This window comes from Salegentibacter salarius, from assembly GCF_900168265.1.
Taxonomy (GTDB): domain Bacteria; phylum Bacteroidota; class Bacteroidia; order Flavobacteriales; family Flavobacteriaceae; genus Salegentibacter; species Salegentibacter salarius.
The window spans coordinates 1-11,965 of record NZ_FVZF01000012.1; the positions used below are offsets into that span (position 1 = coordinate 1).

At 36.3% G+C, this 11,965-nt stretch carries 11 protein-coding genes and 2 rRNA genes; 4 read left to right on the forward strand and 9 right to left on the reverse strand.

Going from position 1 to position 11,965, the window contains the following annotated elements; genetic code table 11:
* From B5440_RS08165 to B5440_RS08180, 4 genes are all read left to right on the forward strand, one after another.
* Window positions 1-89 (forward strand): 23S ribosomal RNA (locus tag B5440_RS08165); the annotation flags it as partial.
* A 162-nt stretch (window positions 90-251) separates the two neighbouring features.
* Window positions 252-360, forward strand: a 5S ribosomal RNA gene (rrf, locus tag B5440_RS08170).
* 427 nt (window positions 361-787) lie between these two features.
* Window positions 788-2,881, forward strand: coding sequence for a phosphate acetyltransferase (pta, locus tag B5440_RS08175; RefSeq protein WP_070053183.1), 2,094 nt, complete (start codon window positions 788-790; stop codon window positions 2,879-2,881).
* Between the two features lie 6 nt (window positions 2,882-2,887).
* Window positions 2,888-4,090 carry an acetate/propionate family kinase gene (locus tag B5440_RS08180; RefSeq protein WP_070053182.1) on the forward strand — a complete coding sequence of 401 codons (1,203 nt, stop codon included), beginning with the start codon at window positions 2,888-2,890 and terminating at the stop codon, window positions 4,088-4,090.
* A 4-nt stretch (window positions 4,091-4,094) separates the two neighbouring features.
* Here B5440_RS08180 and B5440_RS08185 read toward each other — a convergent pair whose 3' ends face one another.
* The 9 genes from B5440_RS08185 to B5440_RS08225 all read right to left on the reverse strand — a co-directional run bounded on the left by B5440_RS08185 (window position 4,095) and on the right by B5440_RS08225 (window position 11,769).
* Entirely contained in the window at window positions 4,095-4,541 is a 447-nt protein-coding gene (locus B5440_RS08185) for a hypothetical protein (protein WP_141728107.1), read from the reverse strand.
* 366 nt (window positions 4,542-4,907) lie between these two features.
* Window positions 4,908-5,585 carry a type 1 glutamine amidotransferase domain-containing protein gene (locus tag B5440_RS08190; protein ID WP_070053192.1) on the reverse strand — a complete coding sequence of 226 codons (678 nt, stop codon included), beginning with the start codon at window positions 5,583-5,585 and terminating at the stop codon, window positions 4,908-4,910.
* A gap of 43 nt (window positions 5,586-5,628) precedes the next feature.
* Window positions 5,629-6,258 (reverse strand): SDR family oxidoreductase, encoded by a 630-nt coding sequence (locus tag B5440_RS08195; RefSeq protein ID WP_070053178.1) that lies wholly within the window; start codon window positions 6,256-6,258, stop codon window positions 5,629-5,631.
* A 45-nt stretch (window positions 6,259-6,303) separates the two neighbouring features.
* Window positions 6,304-7,287: an NADP-dependent oxidoreductase gene (locus tag B5440_RS08200; RefSeq protein WP_070053177.1), complete on the reverse strand. Its 984-nt coding sequence runs from the start codon at window positions 7,285-7,287 to the stop codon at window positions 6,304-6,306.
* Window positions 7,288-7,334: 47 nt separating this feature from the next.
* Window positions 7,335-7,793, reverse strand: coding sequence for a MarR family winged helix-turn-helix transcriptional regulator (locus B5440_RS08205; protein WP_070053176.1), 459 nt, complete (start codon window positions 7,791-7,793; stop codon window positions 7,335-7,337).
* Between the two features lies 1 nt (window position 7,794).
* Window positions 7,795-8,223: a DoxX family protein gene (locus B5440_RS08210; RefSeq protein WP_070053174.1), complete on the reverse strand. Its 429-nt coding sequence runs from the start codon at window positions 8,221-8,223 to the stop codon at window positions 7,795-7,797.
* Window positions 8,224-8,501: 278 nt separating this feature from the next.
* A complete protein-coding gene (locus B5440_RS08215) occupies window positions 8,502-9,491 on the reverse strand; it encodes a 2-hydroxyacid dehydrogenase (protein ID WP_070053173.1) in 990 nt (329 codons plus the stop codon).
* On the reverse strand, window positions 9,488-9,700 hold the full coding sequence (locus B5440_RS08220; protein ID WP_070053171.1) for a YgaP family membrane protein: 213 nt from the start codon (window positions 9,698-9,700) through the stop codon (window positions 9,488-9,490). Before B5440_RS08220 ends, B5440_RS08215 begins: the two co-directional genes overlap by 4 nt.
* A 224-nt stretch (window positions 9,701-9,924) precedes the next feature.
* On the reverse strand, window positions 9,925-11,769 hold the full coding sequence (locus tag B5440_RS08225; protein ID WP_070053170.1) for a PLP-dependent aminotransferase family protein: 1,845 nt from the start codon (window positions 11,767-11,769) through the stop codon (window positions 9,925-9,927).
* Window positions 11,770-11,965: the final 196 nt, after the last annotated feature.

Consider the following 11,965-nt stretch of genomic DNA (forward strand, 5'->3'; position numbering starts at 1 on the left):
CGTGGGAGACGACCACGTTGATAGGCCACAGGTGTAAAGGCAGCAATGTCATAGCCGAGTGGTACTAATAATCCGTAAAGCTTGATGCGATTCCCACGCCTGCAAAGGTGTGGGGACTTGAATGCTTTACCCAAGTTTATCTATATTCTTTGTTTCTTAAATATGTCAACTTATTAGAGTAGGCAGTTGTAAGTAAAAGAGTAAGCAGTAATACTGCGAACTTATAGACTGTAAACTGCATACTAAAGACTTAAGGTGGTTATGGCAACGGGGCTCACCTCTTCCCATTCCGAACAGAGAAGTTAAGCCCGTTAGCGCAGATGGTACTGCTATTTGTGGGAGAGTATGTCACCGCCTTTCTTTTGAAGACCCTTACATTAAGTTGTAAGGGTCTTTTTTTTGCATAATCTTGTGAGGTCCCGCTGCGTAGCGGGATTAATTCCCACAGCTTTTCATACTGCGTGCAAGCACTTGTATTCAAAGGTGGTCATTTAATATGTCACCGCCTTTCTTTGAAACCCTTCATCATTCATTTGATGAAGGGTTTTTTTATACCAGAAAATCAAGGATACTCTATTTTATACTTCAGAGAAAGTTCTTCTTTAACCAATAGTTATCTTCAATTTTCCTTTTCATTACAAATTTCAATATAATATATAGCTAGATATGGCTTGCTTTTTATGCCTTTATTTAAAAGATGATTCATATCAGGTTTAATATCTTTTAGGAAAAACTTAAAAGTGGTTTTCTTTTAATAACTTTATTTTTGCCCTATAATTTATATACTATGAATAAAGGAATTTATATCGCCACGCTGGAATCCCACAGTGGTAAATCTATGATCTCATTGGGACTAATGAGAACCCTACTTGGTAAGATGGTAAAAGTAGGATACTTCAGGCCTATTATTAACGACGCTATAGAAGGCGAAAGAGACAACCATATAGATACTGTTTTAAGTTATTTTGATTTAAAAATCCCCTACGAGGATACTTATGCCTTTACCCGAAGCGAAGTGATCCAGAAAAGAAATGAAGGAAAATCTGGAGAGATTATAGATACCATTATTTCTAAGTATAAAAAACTTGAAGAAGAATTCGACTTTATCCTTGTAGAGGGAAGCGATTTTTCTGGCGAGGGCAGTGTTTTTGAATTTGATGTTAATGTATTAATAGCTAAAAACCTGGGCATCCCGGTTATAATAGTTGTTAGTGGGCAGTTTAAAAACTGGGAGGAACTTTTAGGAAACCAGCAAATGGCTTACCGTGCTTTTAAAGATAAAGAAGTGCAGGTAATGGCAATGGTGAGTAATAAAATTCAGCAAGATAACCTGGAACCTGCTAAAAAGAATATGCGAGCTTTTCTGCCCGAAGATGTTGGTGTATTCGCAATTCCGTTAGTTAATACGCTGAACAATCCTACCTTAAAAGAGATCGTAAAAGTATTAAATGGTAAGGTTTTATTTGGCCACGATTTTCTTGATAACCAAACAGGAAATTTTGGGGTTGGAGCTATGCAGTTACGCAATTATCTTACCACTTTAAAAAACGAAAGCCTTGTAATTACACCGGGCGATAGGGCAGATATTATTCTTGGCGCTCTTCAGGCTAATATTTCCAGTAATTACCCAAGAATTTCAGGTATTATTCTAACGGGTGGACTTACCCCCGAAGAATCAATTTTAAAATTAATTGAAGGTTTATCTGATATAGTTCCTATGATTTCCGTTCAGGAAGGAACTTTTGGCGTTACCAATAAGGTAGGTGCCATTAAATCTAATATTTATGCTGATAGTATTCAGAAAATACAAACTACCATAAGTATTTTTGAACGTTATGTTTCTTTTGATCCTTTGGTTGAAAAATTGATTAACTATAAACCGCAGGGAATTACTCCAAGAATGTTTCAATACAGTCTGGTTAAACGAGCCCGGCAAAGTAAAAAGCATATTGTACTACCTGAAGGAACTGACGAGCGTATTCTTACCGCAGCCAAACGTCTTATAGATATGGACCTGGTAGAACTCACTTTGCTGGGAGATGTGGATGCTATACATAAAACGGTTGCCAAAATTGCTTTAGATCTTGATTTTTCAAAAGTGAATATTATAGATCCTATTAATTCACCGAATTTCCAGGATTATGCCGAAACTTTTTACGAATTGAGAAAGCATAAAGGTGTGAATATGGATATGGCCAAGGACCGCATGAGTGATGTGTCTTATTACGGAACGATGATGATACATAAAGGTCATGCTGATGGGATGGTATCTGGAGCCGCACATACAACGCAACATACCATATTACCGGCGCTACAGTTTATTAAAACCAAGCCAAATGTTTCTGTAGTTTCGTCAGTATTTTTTATGTGTTTAGAGGATAGAGTTTCAGTATTTGGAGACTGTGCGATTAATCCTAATCCTACAGCCGAAGAATTAGCCGAGATCACTATTTCTTCAGCTGAAAGTGCTTCGGCCTTTGGTATTGAACCAAAAATTGCTATGTTATCCTATTCATCAGGATCTTCAGGGAAGGGAGCCGATGTGGATAGAGTACGAGAAGCTACTGAAATTGTTAGAAAGCGAAGACCGGATCTCAAAATAGAAGGTCCAATTCAGTATGACGCTGCAGTAGATATTAGCATTGGAAAAAGTAAACTACCGGAATCTGAAGTAGCGGGACAGGCTAATGTTTTAATATTCCCCGATTTAAATACCGGAAACAACACCTATAAAGCCGTGCAAAGAGAAACTGGAGCACTTGCCATTGGGCCTATGCTTCAGGGCTTAAACAAGCCGGTAAACGATTTAAGCCGCGGATGTACCGTTGCCGATATATATAATACAGTTATTTTAACCGCCATTCAGGCACAAGGAATATAATTCAATATGAAGAATATTTTAATTATAAATTCAGGAAGTTCATCTTTAAAATTTCAATTAATCCAGATGCCAGAAGAAGTGGTGCTGGCTTCAGGACTTGTAGAACGTATTGGCCTGGAGGGAGCTAAACTTCATTTTAAAACAGATAAGGCGTCAATTTCTGAAGAAATTTCAGCAAAAGATCATGCTATAGCTTTAAAGGCCATTACCGATCTTTTAATGAGCCCTGAAAAAGGGGTTATTAAGAATGCCGAGGAAATAGCTGCTATTGGACACAGAGTTGTGCATGGTGGCGATAATTTTTCTAAAACAATAGAAGTAAATCCCGCGGTAAAAGCGAAAATAAAAGATTTTTTCTCCCTGGCGCCTTTGCATAACCCTGCTAATTTAAAGGGAATTGAGGTTGCTGAAGAGTTATTTCCGAATGCCAAACAGGTTGCTGTTTTTGATACCGCTTTTCATAGAACTATTCCCAGAAAAGCTGCGCAATACGCTATTCCTAATGACTTTTTTGAAAAAGAGCATATTCAGCTTTATGGATTTCACGGCACCAGTCATAAATACGTCACAGAAAAGGCTGTTGATTATTTGAAGCATGAAAATTCAAAAATTATAAGTATTCATTTAGGAAATGGCTGTAGTATAACTGCTGTTAAAGAGGGAAAGAGCATAGATCATTCTTTAGGTTTTGCTCCGGTTAACGGACTAATTATGGGAACCAGAAGCGGTGACATAGACCAGTCGGTTATTTTTTATCTAATAGATCAATTAGGCTATTCTCCACAAGAAGTAAGTGATATTTTGCACAAGGAAAGTGGGATGTATGGACTTACCGGCTTTAGTGATCTTAGAGATATTGAAGAAAATGCAGCGAAAGGAAATAAACAATGCCAATTAGCATTGGATATGAATGCCTACCGAATTAAAAAATACATTGGTGCTTATGCAGCTGCAATGAATGGTGTGGATGCCCTGGTGTTTACCGCCGGAATTGGGGAAAATAGTGATGTAATTAGGAGTTTAGTGTGTAGTGATATGGATTTCTTAGGAATTAAACTTCACGAGGAAAAGAATAAGGAACGTTCAAAGGAATTGAGAACTATAAATGCTGATGATGCTAAGGTGAAAATTTTGGTTATTCCTACAAATGAAGAACTGGAAATTGCAAAACAAGCTTATAAATTAGAGACTCAGGCCGAGAAAGTATAGTTTTTTAGATTAGGTATTTACTTACCGTGGTTAATTGGTTTCGTAAAGATTCGGAGGAATGTTTATGGGCTAAGAGCGTGTTTCTCAATTTTCCATCGGTTAATAAGCTAAGGGTGTGCTTTAATTGTTTACCGAAATGATTTTCCATTTCGGTACATATCCTTCCTGATTTTAAATTAGCAGCAGAACTTATTTTCCTTTGCATTCTTAGCACTTCGTTCTTACATTTTACTAAAAGTTCATCCAGATATTCCTGATCTCGCGCTTCTAAAATATGGGTATCCAAATCAGTTTTAAGCGCTTTTTTATGATTGTATAAAGATTTAAAAAGACGCTTTAAGTAAGGTTTCTTGGTGGTTAGAATAGCATGTTTGTAATATATCGCAGCAGTATAATTGACGATATAATAATTTTCCAGATAATCTACTTCTGAAGGTTTTCTCAACATCATTTTCAGCTTTCAAATTTCAACGAATATTTTAAGAAGTAGGGAAATATTCATATGGAAATTACAAGAAATAAGAAGAACTGGCTGTTAAATAAGGATAAACAATTACTAAAAAATTCTTAATACGGAAGCTTATATAATGCTACCAGGTACCAGGGTTTTTATTTGATATTATAGAATGGATTCTAGTTTAATTAATTTACTCAATAATTGAGATTTAAATGCTTACTGGTCTGTCTCGATATTAAAATTACGTTCCTTCTTTATGTATCTTATGCATGGGATAGTTTGTAAGATTGTAATAAAATATAACCATAAAAAAAGCCTGTAACTTTTCGAGTTACAGGCTTTAAATTTGGTTCGCTTCTATTATTTAAGCGACTCATATAATATTTCGGATGCTTTATTTGAAGAAGCAGGGTTTTGGCCGGTAATCAAATTCCCGTCCTTAAGCACATGAACTTCCCAGTCACCTGACTTAGAATAAATACCTCCATTTTCTTTTAGCATATCTTCTACAAGAAATGGAACTACCTCGGTTAACTGCACCGCTTCTTCTTCAGTATTTGTAAAACCGGTTACTTTTTTCCCTTTTACTAAGGGCTCACCATTTTCATTTTTTACGTTTTTAAGAGCTGCTGGTGCATGACAAACAAAACCTATTGGTTTATCCTGCTTATTAAATGCCTCTATTAAAGCTATTGATGTTTTATCTTCTGCAAGATCCCAAAGCGGACCGTGGCCACCTGGATAGAATACAGCGTCAAATTCTTCAGCATTAAGTGTTTCTAATTTTACCGTGTTGTTAATCACTTTTTGCGCTGCCTGGTCTTTGTAAAAGCGTTTGGTATCTTCGGTTTGAGCATCTTCTCCTTCACTGTTTGGATCGATTGGTGCTTTTCCACCTTTGGGGGTGGCAACAGTTAGCTCAACTCCCTTATCCAATAAGTTGTAATAAGGTGCTGCGAACTCTTCAATCCAAAATCCTGTTTTTTCTCCTGTGTCTCCCAATTTGTCGTGAGAGGTTAATACAAATAGTACTTTCATATCTTTCATTTTTTCTTTATTCATTTAAGTATTTGAAAATTTCTTAACTACGCACTGCTTTTTCTATTGGAGTCTCACCGTCCAGAATTTCAAAAACCTGGTTCTGCTTAACGTCGTTGTCCAATACTTCTACTAGAGTGCGAGCAACGTTGGCCCGAGAAATACTTTCCTGTTCTTCTAATTTTTCATTTAGTTGAATTTTACCTGAACCTTCTTCATTGGTAAGGGCACCAGGTCTTACTATGGTATACTCTAAACCACTTTTACGTAAGTACTCGTCAGCATTTCCTTTCGCCTTTAGGTAGTCTTTTAGTTCTTCACTAATGCTGGGATTGTCTGCACCCATAGAACTAAGCATCACAAATTTTTCAGCTCCTGCATTTTTGGCTGCGTCTGTAAATCTTTTTGCACCTTCCTGGTCTACTTCAACAACCTTTTTTCCACCTGAACCTGCTGCAAAAATAACCTTATCGGCACCTTTTACAGCTTCATTTAAATCTTCTTCCAGGTCACCAAGTACAGTTGCTACATTTTCTTTTTCAAAATGCTCTTTTTGCTCCTGCTTTCTCACCATCGCAATAGGTTGGTACTTTTCTGATTCTTTTAATAAATCGATAATAATTCTTCCAGTGCTACCGTTAGCGCCGGCAACTAAAACATTCTTCTTTTTCATAACTATTTTCTTTTTTATTTATAATCTTGATTAATTTTAAGAAGCTTAGGATAAGCTAATAATTACTTTTCCTTCTGCTCTTCCGGTTGCCAGGTATTCATAGGCATCAACTCCATCTTCAAAAGAATAAATAAGATCTACTATTGGTTTAATATCTCCTTCTTCAACCATGGTTTTGATCTCATTCAACTGGGCTGCATTAGGCTGCATCCAGGTGTGCTTATAAACTGCCGATTTCTCTTTAATTAGTTTTGATAATTGTTCGGGTAACTTATAATCTTTGATTCCCATTATTTTGGCAGATTCTTCGCTTGGCGGACCTGCGATTGAAGTTACGACTCCACCTTCTTTAATTATTTCGAAGGCATCAAACGTATAATCATCACCCAAAGTGTCAAAAACAATATCCAGATTATTCGCAACTTCTTTGTAATCTTCCTCTTTATAATCTATCACCCGATCTGCTCCAAGGGCTTTCACCCAATCTACATTTTTTGTACTGGTGGTTGTATAAACGATAGCTCCTTTTGCTTTGGCGTACTGAATGGCAAAACTACCAACACCACCTGATCCGGCGTGAATAAGAATCCTGTCGTCTTCTTTTATCTCCGCTTTTTCTAAAGCCTGGATCGCAGTAAGTCCAGTAAGTGGCAGTCCTGAAGCTTCTTCAAAAGAAATATTTTCGGGTTTTTTAGCAACCTTGTCGCTGTTTACGGTTACAAATTCTGCTACGGTACCCATTTGTTCATGGGGCACCCTGGCGTAAATTTCGTCTCCTATCTCAAAATTAGTAACATCATTGCCTTTTTCTACAACCACGCCACTAACATCAAAGCCTATGGTTACCGGTAGATTCAACGGCACCATTTCTTTTAAATGACCTTGTGCCATTTTATAATCAATAGGGTTTATAGAAGCAGCTTTAACTTCAACTAAAATATCATTTGATTGTACCGATGGTTTTTCGATTTCATTAATAGATAAACTTTCTTTAATTTCTCCATATTTTACTATTTGTAGTGCTTTCATATCAGTTGCTTTTTATTTCAAGAATTTATTTATCAGTAAGTTAATATTTATTGTTCGTCATTTTGCTTTTCTGAGAGAATATCAGACCATTTATTCAGCGTATCTTTTAAAAGCATTATTTCTGTAAGGGTTACATCTTCCGTCATTAAAGTATTTAGCAGTTTCTCCGGAATTGGGACTGCAGTATTTTTTAGCTCTTTTCCTTTTGGAGTAAGTTGAATAAATACACTTCTTTCATCTTTATCAGAGCGTTTGCGCTGCAACAACTCCATTTTCTCCATACGCTTTACGAGTGGAGATAGGGTATTGGTGTTTAGCAATAATTTTTCCCCAATTTTACTCATCGAAATATTATCATTTTCCCATAATACCAGTAAAACTAAATACTGCGGATAAGTTAAACCCATTTTTTCCAAAAAGGGTTTATAAGCTTTTGTAATTAGTCTTGAAACCGAATAAATAGGAAAACAGATCTGATTGTTCAATTTTAGTTGCTCATCATCCATACTATTTATTTTTTGAGTTTCTCCAGGCTCTCCACGCGCCGGAAGACCAAAGTGCCCAGGCTATAAGAACCGGTTGAAAGAAAAGCCGTATTAATCTTGCTCTATCTGAATCTAAAGCGCCAAAAGCATCTTTTCCGTCTAAATACTGTGCAACGTTACCGGGAAAAACAAGTACAAAGAAAATCGCTAACGCCCAACCAATGGTAGCACGTTGCTTTTTCCAAAACAGTAGCGCGAGGCCTAAAGCCATTTCAACAATCCCAGATAAAATAACTACTAAATCTTTGCTTAACGGAAGCCAATCTGGCACCTGAGCCTGGAATTCTATTCTGTTAAAGGTTAAATGGCTAAAGCCAGCATAAGTCATAAACAGAGCTAGTAAGATTCTAAAAATGTTTTGCGTTAGTGTTGTTTCAACTTTTCCTTTCATTGCTTTTATTTTTAACGTGCAAAATTAAATCGTGCACGATACAAATTTAAGTAACTTTACAACTTCTAATCCCTATTTCTCATAGAATTCGCTTATTACAGATAAGGAGCATCTATTTTTTCTACTTCTCCGGAATAAGGAGCTTGCTTTAAATTAAGAGACATAACATTGGCAGGAGCAATGCAGATTACAAAAAATTATATTTGTGAAAGGAGAATTTAAGGAATAATAAAAAATAAAGCTCAGTCATATCTGTGATTGAGCTTTTTTATAACCGTCTATACTACTTCATTTTTCAATTCCAGGTGCTTATCAAAAGCTTCAATGTTTTGAAGAGTAGTTGTGGTTATTTCATCCATTGCTTCTTTAGTAAAATATGCCTGGTGTGAAGTTATCAATACATTTGGAAAGCTGATTAACTTCAGAATAAGATCATCTTCAATTATACTTTCAGAGAGATCTTCAAAAAACAGTTTTTCTTCCTGCTCATAAACATCAATTCCTAAATATCCTATTTTCTTGCTGGTTAGACCATTTACCACATCAGCGGTATTGATTAGTGCACCCCTGCTGGTATTTATGATCATAACTCCGTCTTTCATCAATGCTATTGACTTTTCATTCACTATATGTTTGGTGCTAGGATTTAGCGGGCAATGCAAGGACAAAATATCTGACTGTTGAAACACTTCGTCTAAGGATAAGTATTCTACTCCCTGCTGAATGAGTTCATCAGACTTTGAAACATCAAAGGCAATAATCTTACATCCAAAACCTTTTATTATACGACAAAAGGTTGCGCCTATTTGGCCTGTACCAATAACTCCAATGGTTTTACCATATAAATTAAATCCTATAAGATTTTTTAATGAAAAATTTCCTTCCCGAACCCTGTTGTAGGCTTTATGGGTTTTTCTATTTAAGGTTAAGATCAATGCTAGTGCGTGTTCTGCAACAGCCTCGGGGGAATAAGCAGGAACTCGTACAACTTTTATATTGTTGCTTTTAGCGGCTTCAATATCTACATTATTAAAACCGGCACATCTTAAAGCGATTAGTCTAACTCCGTTTTTTGAAAGAATTTCTATTGTATTCTTATCAACGCTATCGTTCACAAAAATACATACGGCGTCAAAGCCATTGGTTAGACTCGCTGTATCTTTATTTAGAGCAGTTTCAAAAAATGAAAAATTATAGCGGTTACCTATGGAATAATTTTCAAAGTATTCCTGATCGTAAGATTTTGTACTAAATACGGCAATTTTCATTTCTTTTCTTTTATAGAACAGGTACTTACTCCAAAGGGAGCATAAAGCGGACAAAAACTAATGAAACTTGTTAAAACGAATATACCGGCAAGTACTAAAAGTACCATGCCTAATGTGCCTGAAATTGTTCCTGTAAAATACAGTAACCCGATAATTGCAGCTATTATTATTCTAATAATTTTATCTGCTGAACCCATATTTTTTTTCATTGTATAAATATTAAAGCGTCAGTATAAAATCAAAGTTAAACTATCTACAATCGCTATAAACTGACTATCGTCAGGTTAATCGGTAAATGATAAGAACCTAAAGTTTGTCAGGGAGCTTGTTCAATTATCAGTGAAGTAATTTTTGGGCTATAATTAGCAGGAATCAAGAAATAAAAGGATTCCGTTGAAAAAAATAACGGAGGTGTAAGACACCTCCGTCAAGATTAAATTTGTTCAACAAAGTCTGAAAAAACCTTTTTATGATGTTCCAATTCCAGATTTGGAGATACAGATACCCGGGCAATATAATCTTTATCATCTTCTTTTGTGGTTCCCTGTGTAGAAGTTGCAGGTATGGTCCAGTAACATCCTTTTAATTGTCCATAACTCACGCAATACTTACTCTCATTAGGAATTTCACTAATCATCATATTGATGAGCTTTTGATTCAGGGCTCTTTTGTATGTTTCTTTTTCTTCATCGCTATTACCTTTGGTAGGAAGATCCAGTGAAAAAACAGAAGGTGTAAAGCCTTGTTCAGCCAGATCTTCTGAAACGAAATTAATTTTAGCTTCAGGTAATTTCTTTTCGATAAAGTTTACAAATTCACGCGTGTTTTTGTAAGCATCTTTAATCCTTTGATTCATTGAAGGCAGCTGTTCAGCTAATATTTCAACTTGAAGATCTGTGGCTTCGTTATCACATAGTTGAAGGTGTTTTTCTATGGTTGGCATTAATTCTTCAGCTTTTTCGTTGGCAACACAATAGCCGGCTGTACATTTTCCGCCACTCGGAAATTTTGATCCACTAACGTATGAGATAGTCCTGATAGAGGAGAGGATGCCATCTTTACTTAAAAACTGAACATTTGGACAAAATGTTTGGTCCAGAATAAACACAGGGTCGATGGCAACTTCATCTGTTGCAGTTTTTCGGGTTTTGCTTAAAACAATTTTTAACTCTTCCAGGTCTGGAACTTCAACCCTGGGGTTTGTAGGAATTTCAGCAATAATATATGGAACAGCGCCTTCTTTAGCAACCTGCGCCAGAACCTGATCTGTACTTTTAACCATATCGTCATCACCATCTACGTGTAAATCCAGAACTTCAACATTTTTAACGCAGGCAGCAACCCGTCTTGCCTGGTCGTTTGTTCCACCATAACAGTTTGGGGGGACAATAATTTTAATGTCTTTTCCCGGGTGCTTTTCCAGGGCATCGTCAATGAGGCCCATCATAATAGCGTATTGAATGGAAAGTCCGCAAGAACCAAGCTGCACATTAGATTTTGTAGCGGTGATCTCGTGAATCGAATCTACTACGCTTGCTTTGTTGGTTTCTACATTGCTCTTCCTTTCAGTTGAAGGAGATTTCCCAATGAGCTGTTGCAGCGCAGAAAACGAATCGTCTGGTGTCATGGCAATGGTCTCTCTTCTACGTACGTGCTGGATTTCAGAAATATAAGCTTCATTTTCATCGCCATTTACCAATAAAAGACTTCCCAAAGGTGGGTGCAGACTTATTAAAAAGTCAATTTCCGGATTAAGATCCACGCGACCCATTTTATCATTTTGAGAAATGAAAATGGTACTTCCGTTAAAGTCAGAAATATCTTCTGCGCTTTCAACTTGTTTTAATTCGAAATTGTATCTATAAACACGGCGGATTGTTTCGAAATCGAAAAAATCGGGTAATTCCCCGGTATAAACAATTCGGGTATTCTTATTATCGAATAAGTTCTTTCTTAGTATGGCTAAAACCGGGATCGTTCGTGAAGAAAAACTTATCACGTTATCTGTTTTTAGGCCATTTAAATGAGCAATTCCCCATTCCAGAACCGAGGATAAAGGATGACCTAACCGAATATAGTCGAAAGCTGTGGGTAATTCATTAAGCGCCGTTTTTTTCGAATTACCGGCCTTATACAAGGCTTCAAATTGTTTCAGGAACTGAGTTTTCGCTAAACTTTCATTATAAATATCCAGTCTATGGGTAGTTAGCTTCAGCCAGTCTGTTGGCATATTTTTTAATACCTCTTCAATATAATTGAGCAGTTTATTTTCTTTCATCGTCTTTCTTTTAAAGAGCTCGAAAATAAAGATTTATTAGGGGGAAATAAAATGGCTTAACAAGATGTTTTGCATCGTGTATCACAACATCTTACATATACAGATCTTGTTGACCATTTAAGTTATTCGCTATGGGCTAACATTAGTTCAAGTTCCAAATAACTAAAATATTATCTGTGTATATTATATCGCTTGG

Excerpts from the sequence above, each read along its gene's own strand:
- B5440_RS08205 (WP_070053176.1), bottom strand. The coding sequence starts at position 7,793 with ATGGATGATGAGCAACTAAAATTGAACAATCAGATCTGTTTTCCTATT.
- B5440_RS08200 (WP_070053177.1), bottom strand. The coding sequence starts at position 7,287 with ATGAAAGCACTACAAATAGTAAAATATGGAGAAATTAAAGAAAGTTTA.
- B5440_RS08180 (WP_070053182.1), top strand. The coding sequence starts at position 2,888 with ATGAAGAATATTTTAATTATAAATTCAGGAAGTTCATCTTTAAAATTT.
- B5440_RS08210 (WP_070053174.1), bottom strand. The coding sequence starts at position 8,223 with ATGAAAGGAAAAGTTGAAACAACACTAACGCAAAACATTTTTAGAATC.
- B5440_RS08215 (WP_070053173.1), bottom strand. The coding sequence starts at position 9,491 with ATGAAAATTGCCGTATTTAGTACAAAATCTTACGATCAGGAATACTTT.
- B5440_RS08190 (WP_070053192.1), bottom strand. The coding sequence starts at position 5,585 with ATGAAAGTACTATTTGTATTAACCTCTCACGACAAATTGGGAGACACA.
- pta (WP_070053183.1), top strand. The coding sequence starts at position 788 with ATGAATAAAGGAATTTATATCGCCACGCTGGAATCCCACAGTGGTAAA.
- B5440_RS08225 (WP_070053170.1), bottom strand. The coding sequence starts at position 11,769 with ATGAAAGAAAATAAACTGCTCAATTATATTGAAGAGGTATTAAAAAAT.
- B5440_RS08185 (WP_141728107.1), bottom strand. The coding sequence starts at position 4,541 with ATGATGTTGAGAAAACCTTCAGAAGTAGATTATCTGGAAAATTATTAT.
- B5440_RS08195 (WP_070053178.1), bottom strand. The coding sequence starts at position 6,258 with ATGAAAAAGAAGAATGTTTTAGTTGCCGGCGCTAACGGTAGCACTGGA.
- B5440_RS08220 (WP_070053171.1), bottom strand. The coding sequence starts at position 9,700 with ATGAAAAAAAATATGGGTTCAGCAGATAAAATTATTAGAATAATAATA.